This window comes from Isoptericola aurantiacus (assembly GCF_044769875.1).
Lineage (GTDB): Bacteria > Actinomycetota > Actinomycetes > Actinomycetales > Cellulomonadaceae > Isoptericola > Isoptericola aurantiacus.
Map to the genome: position 1 here is coordinate 54,204 of NZ_JBJBAE010000007.1, position 20,892 is coordinate 75,095.

Here is a 20,892-nt window from a genome sequence, read left to right on the forward strand (position 1 = left end):
TTAGTTTCAGCGCCACTACATGCGGCATTGAGGTGTCGTAGCAGTCCGATCCCGAAGGGGAAACCATGAATCGACGCATGACGGCAACGAAGGGCATCGCCCTCGCTGCCACCCTCAGCCTGGGCCTGGCGGCCTGCGGCTCCGACGACCCCGCCGACGAGTCGGGCGAGTCCTCGGCCGAGCCCCTGACGATCGGCACGACGCTGCCGGTGACCGGCACGCTCTCGTTCCTCGGCCCGCCCGAGATCGCGGGCGTCGGCCTCGCTGTCGCGGACATCAACGAGGCCGGCGGTGTGCTCGGCAACGACGTCGCGGTGGAGTGGGGCGACTCGGGTGACAACACCGACGCCACGGTGGCGAACTCGACCGCGACCGACCACATCAGCAAGGGTGTGGACGCCGTCATCGGTGCGGCGTCGTCGTCCGTGACGCTCGGCGTCGTCGACCAGTACGTCGAGGCGGGCATCATGATGATCTCGCCGGCGAACACCTCCGCGGAGCTGTCCGACTACAGCGAGTTCTACACGCGGACCGCTCCGCCGGACACGGTCCAGGGCGCGGCGCTCGGCTCGCTGATCCTCGACGGCGGCCACCAGAAGGTCGCGATGATCGTGCTCAACGACTCCTACGGCACCGGTCTGCGTGACCACACGCAGGACGCCATCGAGAGCGGTGGCGGCGAGGTCGTCTACGGCGCCAACGGCGAGGGCCAGGAGTTCCCGCCCGGTGAGACGAACTTCGGTTCGCAGGTCTCGGCCGCTCTGGCCACCGACCCGGACGCGCTCGTCGTCATCGCCTTCGAGGAGACCACCGCCGCGGTGAACGAGCTCGTCGCGCAGGGCTGGGACTTCGACGGCACCACGTACTTCACCGACGGCAACCTGTCGAACGGCTACGACTTCGACAAGGGCACGCTCGCCGGCGTCCAGGGCACCCTGCCGGGCGCTCAGGCCGACGACGACCTGCGTGAGCGCCTGAACACGTGGTACTCGGAGAACGAGGACGGCGAGCTCGAGGGCTACTCCTACTCGGCCGAGTCCTACGACGCCACGATGCTGGCCGCGTTGGCCGCGGTCCGCGGTGGTGCCACCGACGGTCAGACGATCGCCGACAACATCAAGGCCGTGTCGGGCGCCGAGGGCGGTACCGAGGTGACGACCTTCGCCGAGGGTGTCGAGGCGCTCGACGCCGGCGAGGAGATCAACTACACCGGTCCCTCCGGCACCGGCCCGCTCAACGAGATGAACGACCCGTCGTCCGCGTACATCGGCATCTACGAGTACAACGACGACAACCAGTACGAGTACGTCCGGCAGATCGAGGGCACGACGGCGGAATGACCGTCTGAGGCTCTCGGCACGGGTTCCGCTCGGCCGGCACGACCACGGCGGCTCGGTCACCTCTCCGGAGGCGGCCGGGCCGTCGTCGTCGTGCGCCCCGCTCACGAGATAGGTGACCACGTCGCGACGTAGGCGTCGCGACGCAGGCACCCTTCCCGCGACGCAGGCGACATTGTCGCGAGGTCGAGCGGGCGGCCGCGAGATAGGCAACATTGTCGCGAGGTAGGCCGGCACGTCGTGGTGCCGCACCGGGGCGCGACGGCTACCCACAGCAGGCCGACGTCCACAGGCGCGGGACGACGGCGGTGCGCCGGCACCGCGCACCCGTCACGGTCGGGCCATGGCCCAGACCGAACCGCTCCACGCACCCGCCGTCCGCCGCCTGACCGGGATCCTCGAGGCGATGAACGCGCCCGGATCCCGGTTACGTTCCATGCTGTCCGCGGACCGTGAGCCTCCGATCGTCCCGCCGTCGGTGGACACACGCCTCGCCGACCCCGAGCTCGTGGCGCGACGCCTTGCGGCGGGCCGGTACACGGCGGCGCGTGGGTCGCTCCTGTCCGCTCCGCCGTCGGGCAGCATGAGCGGGCCCGGCCGGATGGCGCCTACCTGGCACGGACGACGCCTACCTCGCGGGAAGCCGGCCGACGTCGCCGGGCTCGGGCCGACGTCGCGCGGTCCGGCCCGTCCCGCGCACGTACGACAGCGGCCCCCGGGATGAACCCGGGGGCCGGCGTCGTGCTACCTGGTCGAGACGTTGCCTCCCTCGCGGAGACGTTGCCTACTTCGCGGGATCCTGGCCTACCTCGCCGTTCGTGCTCGGCTCGGGGGGAGCGGGTGCCTCATCCGCCTCGGCCTGCGCGTCCCTGTCGGCCCGCGCGTCGGCCTCCGCGGCGGCGTCCGCCTCGTCGACGTCCTCGGCCAGCGTGCCGAGGTAGAGCGAGATCACCTTCGGGTCGGCCTGGAGCTCGCGCCCCGTGCCGGTGTAGGCGTCCTTGCCCTGGTCCAGGACGTAGCCGCGGTCGCAGATCTGCAGGCAGCGGCGCGCGTTCTGCTCGACCATGATGACCGAGACCCCGGCCTTGTTGATCATCCGGGTGCGCAGGAACGTCTCGTCCTGGCGCACCGGGGACAGGCCGGCAGACGGCTCGTCGAGCAGCAGCACCGACGGGTTCATCATGAGGGCGCGGGCCATCGCGACCATCTGCCGCTCGCCCCCGGACATCGCGCCCGCCCGCTGTGCCCGCCGCTCGTGCAGCACCGGGAACAGGTCCCCGATGAACTGCCAGCGCTCGGTGAAGATCTTCGGCTTGAGGAACGTCCCCATCCGCATGTTCTCCTCGACGGTCAGCGAGGGGAACACGTTGTTGTTCTGCGGGACGAACCCGACGCCGTCGGCGACGAGCTGGTTGGCCTTGCGGCCGGTGATGTCTTTGCCGCCGAGCGTGACGGTGCCGGAGTGGATCTTCACCAGCCCGAACAGTGCCTTGAGCAGCGTCGACTTTCCGGCCCCGTTGGGGCCGATGATGCCGACGAGCTCTCCCTGGGCGACCTCGAGCGAGCACCCGTTGAGGATGTTCACGCCGGGCAGGTACCCGGCGACGAGGTTGTCCGCGTGCAGCAGGAGGTCCTTGCGGGGCACCCCGGCGGCGGACATCGTCTCGCCCGGTGCGGTAGCGGTCTGGCTCATCGCTTCTCCTCCTCGGCCTCGAGCCGGGCCAGCACCTCGGGATCCAGCAGGGAGTCGTCCCCGAGGTCGGTGTCGTGGTGCGCGCCCAGGTAGGCGTCCACCACGGCCTGGTCCTTCATGACGGAGCTGGGCGGCCCCTCGGCGACGATGCGTCCCTCGGCCATGACCACGACCCAGTCGGAGATGTGCCGTACCGCGTGCATGTCGTGCTCGACGAACAGCACGGTCATGCCCTCGTCCCGCAGCGCCTGGATGTGTCCCAGCAGCGACTGGACCAGGGCCGGGTTCACGCCGGCCATCGGCTCGTCGAGCATGATGATCGTCGGGTCCGTCATGAGGGCCCGGGCCATCTCCAGCAGCTTGCGCTGGCCGCCCGAGAGCGACCCGGCGTAGTCCGCCGCCTTCGCGTCGAGCTGGAAGCGCGCGAGGATCTCCATCGCCTTCTCGGTGGCCTCGGCCTCGTGCTTCTTCCACACGAACGGCAGCCACGAGAGACCGAGCCGTTCACCCGGGTTGGTGGGCGAGGCCAGCAGCATGTTCTGCAGCACGGTCAGGCGCGAGAGCGCCTTGGTGAGCTGGAACGTGCGCACCATCCCCGCCTTGGCGACGGCGGCGCCGCTCTTGCCGGTCAGGGAACGTCCCTGGAAGCTCCACTCGCCGGTGTTGGGGGTGTCGAACCCGGTGAGCAGGTTGAAGAACGTCGTCTTGCCGGCACCGTTGGGGCCGATGAGGGCCGTGATGACGCCCTTCTGCACCTCGAGGTGGTCGACGTCGACGGCGGTCATGCCGCCGAACCTCCGCACCACGTTGTCGGCGACGAGGATCGGGTCGGGCTTGGCGGCACCGGGGGTGCGGCCGACGGTCTCGAGATCGGTCGGGACCGGCGACGCGGTGGTCGTGGGGTCAGCGGACATTGAACGCCAGCTCCTTCTTGTTCCCGAGGATGCCCTGTGGTCGGAAGATCACCAGGCACATCAACGTGATGCCGACCAGCATGCCGCCGATCTGCTCGACGTTCGTGGTGGTGATGACGTCCCCGACACCGGTGTTCTCCGAGACGGCACGCATGCCGGTACGCAGGAACATGTAGGCGGTGAAGAAGATCATCGAGCCCAGGATCGGTCCGAACACCGTGGCCGCGCCACCGAGCAGCAGCACGGTCCACACGAAGAACGTCATGGTGCGGCCCATCGCGTCCGGTGAGATCGCCAGCGGGATCGCGTAGATCACGCCGCCGAGCGCACCGATGGCGCCACCGATCACGAGCGACTGCAGCTTGTAGGCGTAGACGTTCTTGCCCAGTGCCCGCACGGCGTCCTCGTCCTCACGGATGCCCTTGAGCACACGGCCCCACGGGCTGCGCGTGATGAGCCAGACGAACAGCAGCACGAGTGCCACCAGGCCCCAGGCGAAGATGCGCGTCCACCACGAGTCCGACCCGGTGTTGATGTACTCGAGCGGCCCGAGCGCGAACCGGCCCTCGGGCAGCGGGGACAGCGCGTGGAACGGGTCCTTGTAGTAGCGACCCTGCAGGCCGGAGGCGCCGCCGGTCCACTCCTGCCAGAGGGTGGAGCGTCCGAACCAGCGCACGATCTCCGCCGCGGAGATGGTGACGATGGCGAGGTAGTCGCCGCGTAGCTGCAGGGTCGGCATGCCCAGGATCAGGGCGAACAGGACGCCGGCCATGATGGCGATGAGCAGGGCGAGCCAGATCGACCCGCCGAGGGTGAGCGTGATGCCGAACCCGTAGGCGCCCAGCAGCATGAAGCCTGCCTGGCCCATGTTGAGCAGACCGGTGTAGCCGAAGTGCAGGTTGAGGCCGATGGCGGCCATGGCGTAGGCCGCGGTCGTCGGGGCGATGAGCTCGCCGACCGACTGCGTCAGGATGCGGAGGAATTCGTCCATGATGTGTCTCCCTTCAGCCGATCCGCTCGCGGCGGCCGAGGATGCCCTGCGGCCTGAACAGGAGCACGAGGATGAGGATCACCAGCGCCGAGGCGTAGCGCAGGTCGCTGGGGATCACGAGGTTGGACAGCTCGACGACCTGCCCGATGAGGAGCGAGCCGACGAACGCGCCGAGCGCCGTCCCGAGCCCGCCGAGGGTGACGGCGGCGAACATCAGCAGCAGGAGCTGCACGCCGAGCTGCCAGTTGAACGACCCGAACGAGATACCCCACATCAGGCCGGCGAGGGCGGCGAAGCCCGTGGCCATGACCCACACGATGCGGATGATCCTGTCGGGGTCGATGCCGGTGGCGGACGCCAGCGCCGGGTTGTCCGAGACGGCACGCGTGGCGCGGCCGATCCGGGTCCGGGTGAGGAACCAGGCGATGCCGAGCACGCACACGAGCGCGACGACCATCGACAGCCACGACGCCGCGCTGAGCGTGATCCCGAGGATCTCGATGGGGCGCGGGTTGCGCGACAGGATCCGCTCGGACCCGCCGCCGATGAGCAGCTGGATCACGTACTGCAGGGTGATGGACAACCCGATCGAGACGATCATCAGCTGCATCACCGGCACGTTGCGCTTGCGCAGCGGCCGCCAGATGCCGGCGTCCTGGGCGTACCCGGTCATCGCGCAGACGGCGATGGTCAGGAGGCCACCGAGCCAGATCGGCATCCCCATCTGGTTGATGGTGATGAACCCGAGCGCGGCGCCGAGCGCGAACTGCTCGCCGTGGGCGAAGTTCGAGAGCCCGGTGGTGCCGAAGACGAGGTTGAGGCCGATGGAGGCCAGCGCCAGGAGAAGGCCGAACCGCAGTCCGGAGCCGATCTGCTGCCATACCTGACCCAGGGTGAGGTCGCTCTCGGAGGCGTCGCCCTCCGGTGCGGCACCGACCCCTTCGCCGTCGGCGTCGGTGGTGCCGGCGTCGGTCTCCGTGCCGGGGTCGGCCGCCGTGTCGCCGGTCTCGGCGCTCTCCTCGCCGGCCGGCGCCGACTCGGGGACCTCGGCGCCCGCGCCGACGCGGAAGGCCGCGCGGCCCGTCCCGCCGGTCTGGGCGACGACCGAGACCTCCGCCTCCGCGCCCTCGGGCAGCGGCTGCCCGGCGGGCAGCGTGTCCGGGTCGAGGCTGACCGTGTAGGTCCCGACCTCCGGGACGGCGACGGCCACGGGGCCGTCGGCGCTCGAGGTGAGGTCGGCGGTGAAGTCACCCCCGGTCACGGTGAGCGCGACGTCGCCGACGCGGTCGTTGTCCGCGGTCAGCACCAGGACGGCCACGCAGGCGGTCTGGTCGTCGGGTTGGCAGGTGGCGTCGGTGCTCGCCGTCGCGGGTGGGGCGACGAGCAACGCGGGGAGCAGCGCGAGGGCGAGGGCCGCGAGGATGCGGCGCGAACGGCTCGCGATGGTGGGTCGGTCCGCTGTCATCGGACGTGTCCTCCGTCGGGTCAAGGTCAGGCGTCCGGGTCACCCCGGGACGTCGTCGGGCCACCGCCGTCCGTGAAGCCCTGCTGAAGGACCCATTGACGGTTCGGAGGTCCGAACGTGCCCGGAAGTGTAGCGGCGTGCTGTGACGTGGATGACACGAGCAGGTCACGTCGGTGGGCACGACCCGGTCGAAACCCGCCCAGGAGGGCGCTGTCCCGGCGAAAGGCGCTGAAACCGTTGCAGAGACGTGACCTCCCGGACGCCCCCGCACCACGGGTCGGGGTGCAGCACCGCTGTGGCTCCGGCGTCGTCCACAGGCAGGCCGCGTCCACAGCGGTGCCCGACGGCGGCACGTCCCGTGGCCGCGCCCCGTACGCTGGCCGGGTGCACGACGACGCCACCCCGGCCCTGCCCGAACCCGCCGCGTCGCAGGACGCCCCCAGCAACCCCCCGGTCGCGGACCGCCGTCCGGTCGAGCGCAGCCATCACGGACACACGTTCGTCGACGACTACGAGTGGTTGCGTGCCAAGGAGGACCCGGCCGTCCTCGCGCACCTGGAGGCCGAGAACGCGTGGACCCGCGACCAGCTGGCCCACCTCGGCCCGCTGCGCGACCAGGTCTTCACCGAGATCAAGGAGCGGACGCTGGAGACGGACCTGTCCGTCCCCACGCGGCAGGGCGGCCACTGGTACTACACGCGCACCCAGGAGGGTCGGCAGTACCCGCTGCACGCGCGCGTGCCGGTCGCCGACCCGCACGACTGGACCCCGCCGTCGATCGAGCCCGGAGCCGTCCCCGAGGGCGAGCAGGTGCTGCTGGACCAGCACGTCGAGGCCGCCGGCCACGAGTTCTTCTCCCTGGGCTCGTTCGCGATCACCCCGGGCGACGGCGGGCGGCTCGCCTACGCGGTGGACACCACGGGCGACGAGCGCTACACCCTGCGGATCCGCGACCTGACCACGGGTCAGGACCTGGACGACGAGATCGCCGGCACCTTCCCGGGTGCCGTGCTCACCCCGGACGGCCGGTACGTGTTCTACCCGACGGTCGACGACGCCTGGCGCCCCCACCGCATCTGGCGGCACGAGGTCGGTACCCCCGCCGAGGACGACGTGCTGGTGTTCTCCGAGCCCGACGAGCGGTTCTGGGTCGGCGTGGGGCTGTCCCGGTCGCTGCGGTACCTGCAGATCGAGCTCGGCTCGAAGATGACCAGCGAGGCGTGGTTGCTGGAGGCTGCCGACCCCACCGGCGACTTCCGGTGCGTCTGGCAGCGGCGCGAGGGCGTGGAGTACACGGTCGAGCACGCGGTGCTGCCCGGCCGGGGCGACACCCTGCTGGTGCTGCACAACGACGGTGTGCAGAACTTCGAGCTCGTCGCGGCGGACGTCCCCCCGCCCGGCGCGGGTCCCGCCGACCCGGCGCACGCCACCGTCGTCGTCCCGCACGACGGCGAGGTCCGGCTGGAGTCGGTGGACGCGTTCGCCACGCACGTCGTGCTCGGGGTGCGCCGGGGCGCCACGCCGCGGGTCGCCGTCGTGCGCCTGGCCGGGCTGCTGCCCGACGCGCCGTGGACGCCGCGCGAGCTCGAGTTCGACGAACCGCTCTACTCCGCCGGCATCGGCGACACCCCGGAGTTCGACGCGCCGGTGCTGCGGGTCGCGAGCACCTCGTTCGTCACCCCGACCACGGTGTACGACGTCGACCTGGCCACCGGCGAGCGGATCCTGCGCCGGCAGCAGCCCGTGCTCGGCGGCTACGACCCCGCCGACTACGTGCAGCGGCGGGAGTGGGCCACGGCCGCGGACGGCACCCGCATCCCGATCTCGTTGGTGTGGCGCCGCGACGCCGTGACCCTCGACGCCGCGGGGACCGGTGCGGAACCCGCGCCGCTGCTCCTCTACGGGTACGGCGCCTACGAGATCAGCATGGACCCGTACTTCAGCGTGCCCCGGCTCTCGCTGCTGGACCGCGGGGTGGTGTTCGCCGTCGCGCACGTGCGGGGCGGCGGCGAGATGGGGCGGGCCTGGTACGAGCAGGGTCGGCTCGACCGGAAGCGGAACTCCTTCACCGACTTCGTCGCGTGCGCCCACCACCTCGTCGACGCCGGCTGGACCTCCCCGCAGCGGATGGTGGCCGACGGCGGCAGCGCGGGCGGGCTGCTCATGGGTGCGGTGGCCAACCTGGCCCCGGAGATGTTCGCCGGGGTGCTGGCCGGTGTGCCGTTCGTGGACGCGCTGACCTCGATCCTCGATCCGTCGCTCCCGCTGACCGTCGTCGAGTGGGAGGAGTGGGGCAACCCGATCGCGGACCCGCAGGTGTACGAGTACATGCGCTCGTACTCCCCCTACGAGAACGTGCCCGACGACGCCTCGCGCTATCCCCGCATCCTTGCGGTGACGTCCCTGCACGACACCCGGGTGCTGTACGTCGAGCCCGCCAAGTGGGTCGCGAGGCTGCGGGCCGCGGGTGCCCCGGCGCTGCTGAAGATCGAGATGTCCGCCGGGCACGGCGGTGTCTCCGGGCGGTACGCCCGCTGGGAGGAGATCGCGTTCGAGCACGCCTGGACGCTGGACGTCCTCGGGATCGCCAGATGAACAACAGGTGAACTCCTGAGGAACTCTGTGCAGCGTGCTCGGCACTTGGTCATCGGGAGTTCTTCTGGGGGCGGACCATGGTGGGCGTGACCGAGACGCTCCTCCTCGTGCTCGTCGTCGTGACCGCACTGGCCTTCGACTTCACGAACGGCTTCCACGACACCGGCAACGCCATGGCCACGTCCATCGCGACCCGGGCGCTCCGACCTCGCGTGGCCGTCCTGCTGTCCGCCGTCCTCAACATGGCCGGCGCCTTCCTCTCGCTGACCGTCGCCGCGACGATCGCCAAGGGCCTGGTGGACGCCGGCGCCATCACCCTCGAGGTGGTGTTCGCCGGCCTCGCGGGCGGCATCGTGTGGAACCTGCTGACCTGGTTGCTGGGCCTGCCGTCGAGCTCGTCGCACGCCCTCGTGGGCGGGGTGATCGGCGCGGTGCTCGCCGCAGCCGGCACCTCCGGCGTCATCTGGTCCGGTGTGCTGTCCAAGGTGCTCGTCCCTGCTCTCGTGGCGCCCGTCGTCGCGATCGGCGTGGCCGCCACCGGCACGTTCCTCGTGGCTCGGCTGACCCGCGGCATCTCGCAGGACGTCACGAGCCGCGGGTTCCGCTGGGGGCAGGTCGGCTCCGCCTCGCTGGTCTCGCTCGCGCACGGCACCAACGACGCGCAGAAGTCGATGGGCATCATCCTGCTGGCCCTCATCACCGCCGGGGCCGTCCCCGCGGACTCCAGCGTGCCGTTCTGGGTGATCATCTCCTGCGCGTTCTTCATGGCGCTCGGCACGTACCTGGGCGGCTGGCGCATCATCCGCACGCTCGGCAAGGGGCTCGTCGAGATCGACAGCCGGCAGGGCATGTCGGCCGAGACGTCCTCCGCGGCCGTCATCCTGCTGTCCAGCCACTTCGGCTTCTCGCTGTCCACCACCCACGTCGCCACCGGTTCCATCCTCGGCTCCGGCGTCGGGATGCCCGGCGCCACCGTCCGCTGGGGCGTCGCCGGGAGGATGCTCGCCGCCTGGGGGCTGACCCTGCCTGCCGCGGGGCTCGTCGGCGCGGCCTGCTACGGCCTCCAGCACGTCGTGGGCGGTGCCCTCGGTACCGCGCTCGTGCTCGCGCTGCTGGTCGGCACCGCGGTGACGATCTGGGTGGCCTCGCGCCGCAAGCCCGTCGATCACCGGAACGTCAACGAGGACTGGGACGAGGAGAAGGGCGCGCGCCTGAAGCCGGCCGTCGTCAACACCGGTTCCGTGGGCGAGCCCCAGGTCGGCCCCCTCGTCGAGGAGCGTCGAGCCGTGGCACTGACGCCGAGCATCGCTCACGACCCGACCGCATCGAAGGAGCGCTGACATGGTCATCGACTGGGGTGCCCTCGGGCAGGTGGTCCTGGCGGGACTGATCGTCGGGGCGGGTGTGCCCGCCCTGTTCGCGCTCGGACTGCGCCTGCTGGCCGGGACGACGGCGGAGCCCGCCGGCGCTCGCGGTCCGGCGGGCGCACGCCGCCCCGCCGCGGACCGTGCGAGCGGCCGGGAGCCGAAGGGGCCGGTGGTCATCGACCGCCCCTCACCGGCGCGGCTCGTCGGCGCGATCCTGTGCTTCGGCACGGTGGTGGGTGCCGTCGCGGCCGGGCTGGTCTTCCTGGCGGCCGGCGGGCACTGACCGGGCGAACTTTCTGGTTCAGGACGGCCACGGCGTGAGACGCGGCCGTGACAGTGCCTCCGGGCATCTATGATCCGGTGAGTCAGGTCACAGCCTCGCCGATGCCGCTTGCGCCAGGAGCCGGGCCGACGACGTAGCCCGAGTTGTGCGTGGACGAGCAGGTACTTCCGGCTGGACCGGCGGCCGATCGATCCCGATCGAGTGCGGAGCGGGCCGCGTCCGTCACGGGCCGACGTGGAAGTTGACCCTCAGGAAGGAACCACATGCGCGCTCTGCTCAAGCTCGCCGCCACCGGGGTGGCCGCGGCATCTCTTCTGCTCGGCACCGCCGTGCTCCCCGCGTCCGCCGCGGACAAGCCCGTCAACGTGACCTCGGTGAAGGTGAAGCCGTCGAACGGCAGCAACGGGGTCTCCGCCAAGACCAAGTCCTACCGCGTGATCACCAAGGCGAAGATCAGCGGCCTCGACTCGACCGCCACGATCTACGCGAACGTGTACCGGGGCAGCAAGAAGGTCAAGAGCAAGGTCGAGATCGGCTGGGTGTCGCCGAACTACGACTACCTGTCCGGCTACCCGATCTCGGTGAAGTCGAAGTGGGGCCGCGGTGCGTTCACGCTGAAGGACATCCGCGTCGACTACCACGGCGCCATCTACGCGGACACGAACGTCACCGGCGGCGGATTCGCGATGAAGTCCGCCATCGACGGCAAGCTCAAGTACCACAACGCCATCCAGGTCCAGGCGAAGGGCACCAAGAAGACCATGAAGATCGGTCTGCGGTGCTACGAGAAGGGCGGCTGGGAAGGCTGCTCGGGCAAGCGCGTCCACGTCCAGTACAAGACCGACGGTCACTGGAAGACCCGCAAGACCGTCCGTCTGAACGGTCAGGGTCTGCACACCTACTCGTTCACCGCGGGCAAGAAGTACAGCTACCGCATCAAGGTCGACCCGGGCAACAAGGTCGTCGGCGGGACCACCACCGCGAGCATCAAGATCTAGGTCGAGGTCCGGACCGTCGGGTGACGCGGTCCGGGGACGCCGGGCCCCCGGGTCACGGTGCGCAGCCTGCCGGGCTGCACACCGCGGACCCGGGGGCCTTCGTGCAGCCTGTCGGCGCCGTCTGACAGACGGCTCAGCGCCCCAGGCCCTCCTTCTCGGCCAGTACGCGCTCGACGGCGGCGTCCACCGTGGCCGCGAACTCGGGGTCCTTCTCGGCGCGAGCCACCAGGGCGTCCGCCATCTCGGGGACCACGGTGGGGTCGGCCGAGGCGAGCACGAGGTCGACGCCGGCGTCGACGGCGTCGACGGCCCGGTCGCCGGGCGAACGGTCGTCCACCGCGGCGGCGGCCGACACGTCGTCGGTCATCACCACGCCGTCGAACCCCAGGTCCTCGCGCAGCAGCCTCACCACCGTGGGGGAGAACGTCGCCGGGTTCTCGGGGTCGATCCGGGTGTAGACCGCGTTCGAGAGCATGACGTAGCGGGCGCCGGCGTCGATCCCTGCGGCGAACACGTCCACGGAGGCGGAGTCCGCCGTCACCGCGTCGTCCGCCACGTCCTCGGTGGTGTCCGTGTTCTGAGTGACGTGGCCGAGCCCCGGGAAGTGTTTGACCACCGGCTCCACGCCCGCGGACCGCATGCCGTCCGAGAACGCGTTCGCGGAGCGCACCACGGACCGCTCGGTGTTGCCGTAGTTCCGGGAGAAGTGGCCGATCGGGGCGTTCGCGGACTGGTTGGCGGCCGGCACGAGGTCCATGACGGGCGCCAGGTTGAGATTGATGCCGGCGTCCGACAGCTCCTCGCCCCAACCCGCTGCGGCGTCCCGGAGCCGGTCCGGCTTCCACCCGGCCTGCGTCGTGGCGCGAGGGATCTCCGAGAAGCCCGGACCGCGCAGCACCTGCACGAACCCGCCCTCCTGGTCGGTGGCGACCAGCATCGGGACGTCCGTGGGGCCGGCGTCGGTGCAGGACCGCACCAGCTTCCGGGTCGCCTCCACACCCCGCTCGCTGCGCCCGTGCAGGAACACGTTGCCGACGTGGTCGTCGACCAGGGCGGTGCGGGTCGCCTCGCTCACGCTCGCGGCGTCGGCGGGCGTGCCCACCATGAGGAGCTGGCCCACCTTCTGCTCGAGCGACCACCCGGCCGTCGGGTCGTCGTCGGCCGGGGCGCCGTCGTCGGGCGTCGTCGTCGCGCTCGGGGTGGGGCTGGCCGTCGCGCTCGGCGTAGGGCTGGGCGGTGGCGCGGACGACGACGGCGCGCTCGCGGAGGCCGATCCGGAGCGGTCCGGTGCGGGGGTCGGCGACGGCTGCGTCCCCGGGCTGCTGCACGCCGCGAGCGCGGTGCAGGCCAGGATCGTCAACGCCGCGGTCCGTCGCGCGGTCATGCCTTCGGCGCGGGCGGTGCGTCGCGGTGGGCGAGCGTGGCGAGGGCCTCACGCCAGTGCTGCTCGGAGCGGGTCGCGTGCTCGGCGGTGTCGATGTTGCCCTGTACCACCGTGACCAGCGTGCCGCCGTCGTCGGCCTCGAGCGTGATGCGGATGTCGTGGTAGTTCTCGGGCCGGTCCTCGAGCCCGCCGAGCGGCGAGTAGTGCGTGAAGTGCAGCAGGCGGGGGCGGTCGACGGCGATCACCTCGCCGGTATCCGCAAAGGTCCGGCCGAAGAAGTGCCCTTCGAACGTGATCGGGCTGCCGGGCCGGAAGTCGGTCTCGATGTTGGCGCCCAGCATCCACCGGGCGCCGGGGTGCATGAGCTCCGCCCAGACGCGGTCCGGTGGTTCGGCCACGTGCGTGGACGCGGTGGCGGTGTGCCCGCTGGTCATCGTCGCCTCCTCGGGTCGGTTACCTGGTCACGACGGTACACGCGCTCTGTGCGGCAGTTGGTCGTCTGCGCGGCACTCCGGACTGCCGCTCAGACGACGAACTGCCGCTGCCATCGCGGCGTTCGCCGTCCACAGGCCGCTCGTCGTCCACAGGCGGCGCCTCGTGGCCTGTCGGAGCGCCCCGAGAGGGTCCACCGTGGGCGCCATGGACCGACCGATCCTGCTGTCCCGTGAGCACGACCGGATGCGGCTGCGCGCGGCGTTCGCCGCCGGCGACCTCGACCGGGTGCGGCGCGGCGCCTACCGCGCACCGCTGGGCGCGCGAGGTCCCGCGGCCGACAGGATGCGAGCCCTCGACCGGGTGCGGGCGGTGGACCGTCAGCTGCGGTCCCGGCACGTCTTCAGCCACGGCACGGCGGCGCTCCTCCACGGCGCACCCCTGTGGCGCCTGCCCGATCGGGTCCACGTCCTGGTGCGGTCGGCGCCGAGCGGACGGTCGGCACCCGACATCGCCCGTCGTCGAGGTCTCCCCGAGCACGCGGTGACGGCCCGCGGACTTCCTGCGACGACCCTGGTACGGACGGTCGTCGACTGCGCGTTGACCCTGCCTCCGCTGGACGCCCTGGTGGTGGCGGACTGGGCGATCGCCTCCGGGATGTCGCCGGAGGACGCGCTCCGTGAGCTCGCCAGGCCCCGCCGTCGCAACGGCACGGCGCGCGCCCGGTGGGTGCTCGAGCACGCGGACGGCGGGGCGGAGTCGCCCTGGGAGACCTGGGTGCGCTACCTGGCGCTGCGCGCCGGCCTGCCCCGACCGCGGACCCAGGCGCCGGTCGGGAGGTATCGCTGCGACCTGGGCTGGCCGGACCTGGGAGTGCTGGTGGAGTTCGACGGGCGGGTCAAGTACACCGACGGGGCGTTCGGCGCCGGCTACGACGCGGACCGCGCACGGTTCGACGACAAGGTGCGTGAGGACGCGATCACCGCGCTGGCGGGCGTGCGGCCGCTACGGTTCACCGCTCGGGACGGTGCGGACCCGCTGCGGGCGACGGCGCGGCTGCTGGCGGCGTTCCCGCTGCGCGTGCGGCAGGGCGCGCGCGTCGACCAACGGCTGCCGCTGCCGTGATCGGGCCATCTGTGCGGCAGTTCGTCGTCTGCGCGGCACTCCGGACTGCCGCGCAGATGACGAACTGCCGCTCAGAGCGGGCGGTCAGGCCAGCACGCCCGCCACGGTCGCCACGAACTCGTCGACGGCGTCGGCGGTGGTGTCCCACGAGCACATCCACCGGACCTCGACCCGGTCCGGCGTCTCCCCGGCGGCCCAGTCGTAGAACCGTGCCCGCTGCCGGACCTGGTCGGCGGCCTCGCGGGGCAGGGTGGCGAACACGGCGTTCGCCTCGACCGGGCGGGTCACGCGCACCCCCTGCGGGACGACGACGGCGTCCTCGTCGCCCTGGGAGGGTCCGCTGGGCGTCGGGTCGAGCACCCCGGCCGCCTCCAGGCCGTCCCGCACGCGGGTCGCCATGGCGTTCGCGTGCACCGCGTTGCGGTGCCACAACGGTCCCGGCGTGCCGTCGGCCCTCGCGTCCGAGGGGCCCACGGGTGCGCCCGGCTCCCCGAGGAGCGCCAGGAGCTGCGCGGAGACGAACCGGGTCTTGGACGCGAGCTGCATCGTCGACTTGCGCAGGTACGGCACCGCCGCGGCCGCCGCGGAACGCAGGGCACCGCCGTCGTACCCGGACCCGGGGACCTCCGGCGCCTCGGCAGGACCGAGCACCACGACGGCCTCGCCGATCATGCCGCCGATCTTGGCGGCGCCGAGGGAGACGACGTCGACCCCGAGGTCGGTGGTGAGCGCCCGCAGCGAGCAGCCGAGCGAGGCGGCGGCGTTGGCGATCCGGGAGCCGTCGACGTGCACGGCCATCCCCAGGCCGTGCGCCGTCTCCACCAGGGCGCGCAGCGCGTCGAGCGGGTAGACGGTCCCGAGCTCGGTGGACTGCGTCAGGGACAGCACGCCCGGGTGGGCGCGGTGGACGTCGTGCCGCTGCCCGGCCCACCGTTCCACGTGGAACGGGGTGATCCGGCCGTCGTCGGACGGGCAGGGCAGCAGCTTGAGGGCGCCGACGCGCTCGGGCGCGCCGTTCTCGTCGGTGTTGACGTGTGCGACGTCGGAGGTCACCACACCGCCCCAGCGCTCGGACAGCGCCATGAGGGACACGACGTTGGCGCCGGTGCCGTTGATCAGCGGGAACGCGAGCGCGCCGTCGCCGAACACCTCGCGGACGCGGGCGTCGAGGCGGGCTGTCCACGGGTCGTCCCCGTAGGCGACGGCGAACCCGTCGTTCGCGGCGCCGATCGCGGCGAGGACCTCGGGGTGGGTGCCGGCGTAGTTGTCGGAGGCGAACGGGGGCAGGGTGGTGGTCACCTCACCAGGCTAGGCACGACGGCGTACCCGGTGCGCCGCAGAGGCCTCCCGGCGGACAACGTGTCGAGATCCACACCGAGAGATGGAACAGCGGCGGACCCCGGAGCGTCATAACCTCGAGGACGGGTGTCGACACGCCCACCACGCCGGCCTCCTCCCGGGAACCGGTGATCCGTCGTCGTTCCGGCACCTCGCGTGACCGGATGTCTGGAGCTCGAGTGTCTGGAAACGCCACCACCCGGTTCGGCAACGTCGCATTGCTGTCCGTGACGAGCCGCCTGCCGTCGCGTGTCACGACGTCGACCGCGGTCCAGGAGCGCCTCGCTCCCGCACTGGCGCGGCTCCGGCTCCCGGCCACCCTGCTCGAGCGCGTGGCGGGTGTCGAGGCCCGGCGCAACTGGGGCGAGGGCGAGGACGCGAACACCGCGACGGTGGCGGCCGGACTCGAGGCCCTGGCCGAGGCGGGCGTGGAGCCCGACGACGTCGGCCTGCTCATCAACACCTCGGTGACGCGCAAGCACCTCGAGCCGTCGGTCGCGGTCGGCCTGCACCACGGGCTCGGTCTGCCGACCTCGGCGGTGAACTTCGACGTGGCCAACGCCTGCCTGGGCTTCATCAACGGCATGAGCATCGCGGCCGGGATGATCGAGTCCGGGCAGATCCGGTACGCGGTGGTCGTCGCGGGGGAGGACGCCGACGACATCCAGGACGTCACCGTCGAGCGCCTGCTGCGTGACGACGTCGGGCGCGAGGACTTCATGGCCGAGTTCGCCTCGCTCACCCTCGGGTCGGGTTCCGCGGCGGCCGTGCTCGGGCGCGCCGACGAGCACCCCGAGGGCCACCGGGTGCTCGGCGGTGTCACGCGGGCGGCGACCCAGCACCACCTGCTGTGCGTGGGCAGCACCGAGGGCATGTTCACCGACGCCCAGGGGCTGCTCGAGGGCGGTCTGGAGCTCGTCGTCGACGCCTGGAAGGACGCGACGGCGGACTGGAGCTGGGGCGCGATGGACCGCTACGTCACCCACCAGGTCTCGCGCGTGCACACCCACGCCATCGTCGAGGCCGTGGGGCTGGACCGCTCCCGGGTCCCGACGACGTACGGCCACCTGGGCAACGTGGGCCCGGCGTCGGTGCCGATCACCCTGGTCGAGGAGCAGGCCACCCTGGACGCCGGCGACCGGGTGCTGCTCATGGGTGTGGGCTCGGGCATCAACACCGCCATGATGGAGATCGCGTGGTGAGCTCGGGCGCCACCACCGTCCCGCCGGGGCTGCCCGGCCTCGAACCTCGCCACAGCCACGTGCTGACGGTGCCCGACGGCGCCGCGTGGCACTACCTGGACAACGGGCCCGAGCTGCACGCGCGCGGGATCGAGCCCGTCGGCACCGTGCTCGCGGTGCACGGCAACCCCACCTGGTCCTACCTGTGGCGCGACCTCGTGTCCCGGGCCACCGAGCAGGCCCTGACCGAGGCGGCAGCCACGGGTGAGCGCCCGGGCGGGGCACCCGACGCGTGGCGGGTCGTCGCCGTCGACCAGCTCGAGATGGGACTGTCCGCCCGGACGGGACGACGCCGGACCCTCGCGGACCGCGTCGCGGACCTGTCCGCGTTCACCGACGCGCTCGGCCTGGACGGCCCGGTGGTCACCCTCGGCCACGACTGGGGCGGCGTCGTCTCCCTCGGCTGGGCCGTCGACCACCCGGAGCAGCTGGCCGGGGTCGCGCTGCTCAACACGGCGGTGCACCAGCCCGAGGGCGTCGCCATCCCGGCGGCGCTGCGGCTCGCGCTCGCGCGCCCCGTGCACCGGCTGGGGACCAGCACCACGCGGGCCTTCCTCGAGACGACCCTGGCGCTGGCCCGGCCCCGGTTGAGCCACGAGGTGGCCGACGCCTACCGGCTGCCGTACCGTACCGCCGCCGACCGCGCCGGCATCGAGCAGTTCGTCGCCGACATCCCCGCGAGCGCCGAGCACCCGAGCCGTGCCGAGCTCGACCGCATCGCGGCCGGCGTCGCGGCGCTGGACGTCCCGGCCCTGCTCCTGTGGGGGCCGCGCGACCCGATCTTCTCCGACCGCTACCTCGACGACCTGGTCTCCCGGCTGCCGCACGCCCGGGTGCACCGGTTCGACGACGCCGGGCACCTCGTGGCCGAGGACGTCGACTACGTCGCGCCGGTCCTCGGCTGGCTGGGCACCACGACGGCGGGTCGGACGGTGCTCCCGCCGGCCGGTGGGAGCGCACCGGACCCTGCCTTCCGCCCGATCTGGGCCGGGCTCGACGACCGGGCGGCCGACCCGGACTCGAGCACCGACCAGGCCGTGCTGGACCTCACCACCACGGGCGCCGGCCGCGTCGTGAGCTGGCGGGCGCTGGACAAGCAGGTGCGGCGGATCGCGGCCGGGCTGGCCTCGATCGGCGTGCGCGCCGGCGACCGCGTCTCGCTGCTCGTGCAGCCCGGCCCGACCCTCACCGCCCTGGTCTACGCCTGCCTGCGCATCGGTGCCGTCGTGGTCGTGGCCGACGCCGGGCTCGGCCTGCGGGGCCTGACCCGCGCGCAGCGGGGGGCGTGGCCGCAGTACCTGGTGGGGCAGACGACGGCGCTCGCTGCCGCTCGCGCGGCGGGCTGGCCGGGCGTGCGCATCGCCGTCGACCCGTTGGACCGCGTGCGCCGGGCGGCGCTCGGCGTGGACCACGAGCTCATCGACGTCGCCCGCGCCGGTCAGGGTCTCGACCTGCCGCCCGAGCCGGGACCGGACGACGAGGCCGCGGTGCTGTTCACCTCCGGCTCGACCGGCCCGGCCAAGGGGGTCGTGTACACGCACGCCCGGCTGGCGGCGTTGCGGGACGTGCTGGCCGCGCACTTCGCCGTGGGTGCGGACACGGGCCTGGTCACGGGGTTCGCGCCGTTCGCGCTGCTCGGCCCGGCGCTCGGTACCCGCTCGGTGACGCCGGACATGGACGTCTCGGCGCCGCGGACGCTGACCGCTCGGGCCGTGGCCGACGCCGTGCGTGCCTCGGACGCGCGCATGGTGTTCCTGTCCCCGGCGGCGATCCTCCACGTGGTCGACACGGCGTCCGAGCTCGACGACGCCGACCGCGACGCCCTCGGCCGGGTCGAGACCTTCCTGTCCACGGGGGCGCCGATCAGCGCCGAGCTGCTGGCCTCGGCCCAGGAGCTCATGCCGCACGCGGTCCCGCACACGCCCTACGGGATGACCGAGTGCCTGCTGGTCACCGACATCACGCTCGACGGCATCCGGAAGGCGGCGGCCGCGCCCGACTCCGGCGTGTGCGTCGGGCGCCCGCTCGTGGACGCGGCCGTGGGTGGGGTGCTGATCAGCGCGCTGGACGACGACGGCGCGGCCTCGGGTCCGCCGTCGTCCGGGCCGGAGGTCCGTGGTGTGCTGGGCGAGGTGCTGGTGAGCGCCCCGCACCTCAAGGAGCGTTACGACCGCCTGTGGCTCACCGACCTCGCCGCCGAGCGCGACACCCCCGAGGGGCACTGGCACCGCACCGGGGACGTCGGTCACCTGGACGACGCCGGGCGGCTGTGGATCGAGGGTCGGCTGGCGCACGTGCTGACGACGGCGGACGGCCCGCTCGCGCCCGTGGGTCCGGAGCAGGCGGTCGAGCGGGTCGGGGCCGTGCGGCGCGCGGCCGTGGTCGGCGTCGGACCGGCCGGGGTGCAGCAGGCCGTGGCCGTCGTCGAGTCCCTGCCGGCGGCGCCGCGTGCGGGGCTGGCACCGCAGGACCTGGACGCGGCCGTGCGGGCGGCGTCGCCGGTGCCGCTGGCCGCCGTGCTGGTGGTGGCCGAGCTGCCGACCGACGTGCGGCACAACTCCAAGATCGACCGGGCGCGCCTGTCCGCCTGGGCGTCCGGTGTGCTCGCGGGCGGTCGGGTGGGCGCGCCGTGACCGTGCTGGTCACGGGCGCCTCCGGACTGCTCGGCGCGTCGGTGGCGCGGGTGCTGGTGGCGCGGGGCGAGTCGGTGCGGACCTTCCAGCGCCGACCCTCCGGGGTGGCGGGTGTCGTGGACGCCGCGGGGTCGCTGATCGATCCGCGCGCCGTGGCCGCCGCCGTCGACGGGGTCGACGCCGTCGTGCACCTGGCCGCGAAGGTCTCGCTGGCGGGGGACCCGGCGGAGTTCGAGCGGGTCAACGTGGGCGGGACGCGGACGCTGCTCGACGCCGCCGAGCGCGCCGGGGTGCGGCGGTTCGTGCAGGTGTCCTCCCCGTCGGTGGCGCACGCCGGCGACTCGCTGGTCGGCGTCGGCGCAGGGGTCGCGGATCCTGCGGCGGCGCGCGGCGAGTACGCGCGGACCAAGGCGGCCTCGGAGCTGCTGGCCCTGGGGCGGGACGTTCCCCCGGATCGAGCGTCTCTGTTCCCGCGAGATCGGGGCCCGGACCGACCCGAACAGAGACGCTCGACCAGCGCGACGGGACTCGGCGTCGTGGCCGTGCGACCGCACATCGTGTGGGGCCCCGGGGACACCCAGCTCGTGGAGCGCGTCATCGACCGGGCGTCGTCGGGACGCCTGCCGCTGCTCGGGCACGGGGCCGCCCTCATCGACACCACCTACCTGGACAACGCCGCGGACGGGATCGTCGCCGCGCTGGACCGGCTGGCCGACCGTCCGGAGGCCGTCCGCGGCCGGGCCTACGTGCTCACCAACGGCGAGCCCCGCCCCGTGGCCGACCTCCTGGCGGGCATCTGCCGCGCCGCCGGCGTCGAGCCCCCGCGGTGGCGGGTCCCGGCCGGGCTCGCGCGCACCGCGGGCGGGCTGATCGAGACCGTGTGGCGGGTGCGTCCCGGAACCGACGAGCCGCCGATGACACGTTTCCTCGCCGAACAGCTCTCCACCGCCCACTGGTTCGACCAGCGGTCGACCCGGGCCGACCTGTGGTGGCGGCCCGCCGTCAGCATCGACGAGGGGTTCCGTCGCCTGGCGGCCCACTACGGCGGCACCGCGCGCTGAGCCGAGGGCCGGGCCCCGGACCCGCGGCGCGCTGC

At 72.7% G+C, this 20,892-nt stretch carries 16 protein-coding genes; 9 read left to right on the top strand and 7 right to left on the bottom strand.

Going from position 1 to position 20,892, the window contains the following annotated elements; genetic code table 11:
• Positions 1–65 precede the first annotated feature (65 nt).
• Positions 66–1,340 carry an ABC transporter substrate-binding protein gene (locus ACIQLL_RS16730; protein ID WP_402469610.1) on the top strand — a complete coding sequence of 425 codons (1,275 nt, stop codon included), beginning with the start codon at positions 66–68 and terminating at the stop codon, positions 1,338–1,340.
• Positions 1,341–2,121: 781 nt separating this feature from the next.
• Here ACIQLL_RS16730 and ACIQLL_RS16735 read toward each other — a convergent pair.
• From ACIQLL_RS16735 to ACIQLL_RS16750, 4 genes are read right to left on the bottom strand one after another with little or no spacing between them, the layout of a single operon-like run.
• Positions 2,122–2,997: an ABC transporter ATP-binding protein gene (locus tag ACIQLL_RS16735; RefSeq protein WP_402469982.1), complete on the bottom strand. Its 876-nt coding sequence runs from the start codon at positions 2,995–2,997 to the stop codon at positions 2,122–2,124.
• A 29-nt stretch (positions 2,998–3,026) separates the two neighbouring features.
• Positions 3,027–3,944, bottom strand: a complete 918-nt coding sequence (locus tag ACIQLL_RS16740) for an ABC transporter ATP-binding protein (RefSeq protein ID WP_402469612.1) — start codon at positions 3,942–3,944, stop codon at positions 3,027–3,029.
• On the bottom strand, positions 3,934–4,935 hold the full coding sequence (locus ACIQLL_RS16745; RefSeq protein ID WP_402469615.1) for a branched-chain amino acid ABC transporter permease: 1,002 nt from the start codon (positions 4,933–4,935) through the stop codon (positions 3,934–3,936). Before ACIQLL_RS16745 ends, ACIQLL_RS16740 begins: the two co-directional genes overlap by 11 nt.
• A 13-nt stretch (positions 4,936–4,948) precedes the next feature.
• Positions 4,949–6,400 carry a branched-chain amino acid ABC transporter permease gene (locus ACIQLL_RS16750; RefSeq protein WP_402469617.1) on the bottom strand — a complete coding sequence of 484 codons (1,452 nt, stop codon included), beginning with the start codon at positions 6,398–6,400 and terminating at the stop codon, positions 4,949–4,951.
• 384 nt (positions 6,401–6,784) lie between these two features.
• Here ACIQLL_RS16750 and ACIQLL_RS16755 point away from each other — a divergent pair, with 384 nt between their 5' ends.
• From ACIQLL_RS16755 to ACIQLL_RS16770, 4 genes are all read left to right on the top strand, one after another.
• Complete coding sequence (locus ACIQLL_RS16755; RefSeq protein ID WP_402469619.1) at positions 6,785–8,995, top strand: S9 family peptidase; 2,211 nt, start codon at positions 6,785–6,787, stop codon at positions 8,993–8,995.
• A gap of 77 nt (positions 8,996–9,072) precedes the next feature.
• Positions 9,073–10,335, top strand: a complete 1,263-nt coding sequence (locus tag ACIQLL_RS16760) for an inorganic phosphate transporter (protein ID WP_402469622.1) — start codon at positions 9,073–9,075, stop codon at positions 10,333–10,335.
• Between the two features lies 1 nt (position 10,336).
• Positions 10,337–10,645 carry a hypothetical protein gene (locus ACIQLL_RS16765; protein WP_402469625.1) on the top strand — a complete coding sequence of 103 codons (309 nt, stop codon included), beginning with the start codon at positions 10,337–10,339 and terminating at the stop codon, positions 10,643–10,645.
• A 263-nt stretch (positions 10,646–10,908) separates the two neighbouring features.
• Positions 10,909–11,643 carry a hypothetical protein gene (locus tag ACIQLL_RS16770; RefSeq protein WP_402469627.1) on the top strand — a complete coding sequence of 245 codons (735 nt, stop codon included), beginning with the start codon at positions 10,909–10,911 and terminating at the stop codon, positions 11,641–11,643.
• Positions 11,644–11,776: 133 nt separating this feature from the next.
• Here ACIQLL_RS16770 and ACIQLL_RS16775 read toward each other — a convergent pair whose 3' ends face one another.
• Together ACIQLL_RS16775 and ACIQLL_RS16780 are read right to left on the bottom strand one after the other, a co-directional pair.
• Positions 11,777–13,027: a glycoside hydrolase family 3 N-terminal domain-containing protein gene (locus ACIQLL_RS16775; RefSeq protein ID WP_402469630.1), complete on the bottom strand. Its 1,251-nt coding sequence runs from the start codon at positions 13,025–13,027 to the stop codon at positions 11,777–11,779.
• Positions 13,024–13,461, bottom strand: a complete 438-nt coding sequence (locus ACIQLL_RS16780; protein WP_402469632.1) for an SRPBCC family protein — start codon at positions 13,459–13,461, stop codon at positions 13,024–13,026. Before ACIQLL_RS16780 ends, ACIQLL_RS16775 begins: the two co-directional genes overlap by 4 nt.
• Before the next feature lie 205 nt (positions 13,462–13,666).
• On the opposite strand from ACIQLL_RS16780, the gene ACIQLL_RS16785 reads away from it, so the two are divergent.
• Entirely contained in the window at positions 13,667–14,584 is a 918-nt protein-coding gene (locus ACIQLL_RS16785; protein WP_402469634.1) for a hypothetical protein, read from the top strand.
• Positions 14,585–14,668: 84 nt separating this feature from the next.
• On the opposite strand, the gene ACIQLL_RS16790 is transcribed toward ACIQLL_RS16785, so the two are convergent.
• The gene (locus ACIQLL_RS16790) at positions 14,669–15,883 is read right to left on the bottom strand and encodes a threonine aldolase family protein (protein ID WP_402469636.1); all 1,215 of its coding nucleotides are present in this window, start codon (positions 15,881–15,883) and stop codon (positions 14,669–14,671) included.
• A 203-nt stretch (positions 15,884–16,086) separates the two neighbouring features.
• Here ACIQLL_RS16790 and ACIQLL_RS16795 point away from each other — a divergent pair, with 203 nt between their 5' ends.
• The 3 genes from ACIQLL_RS16795 to ACIQLL_RS16805 are packed head-to-tail and all read left to right on the top strand — an operon-like array spanning position 16,087 to position 20,857.
• Complete coding sequence (locus ACIQLL_RS16795) at positions 16,087–17,124, top strand: 3-oxoacyl-ACP synthase III (RefSeq protein WP_402469638.1); 1,038 nt, start codon at positions 16,087–16,089, stop codon at positions 17,122–17,124.
• Positions 17,121–19,796: an alpha/beta fold hydrolase gene (locus ACIQLL_RS16800; RefSeq protein ID WP_402469640.1), complete on the top strand. Its 2,676-nt coding sequence runs from the start codon at positions 17,121–17,123 to the stop codon at positions 19,794–19,796. Before ACIQLL_RS16795 ends, ACIQLL_RS16800 begins: the two co-directional genes overlap by 4 nt.
• Positions 19,793–20,857 (top strand): NAD-dependent epimerase/dehydratase family protein, encoded by a 1,065-nt coding sequence (locus ACIQLL_RS16805; RefSeq protein ID WP_402469642.1) that lies wholly within the window; start codon positions 19,793–19,795, stop codon positions 20,855–20,857. The genes ACIQLL_RS16800 and ACIQLL_RS16805 overlap by 4 nt, the downstream gene beginning before the upstream one ends.
• Positions 20,858–20,892: the final 35 nt, after the last annotated feature.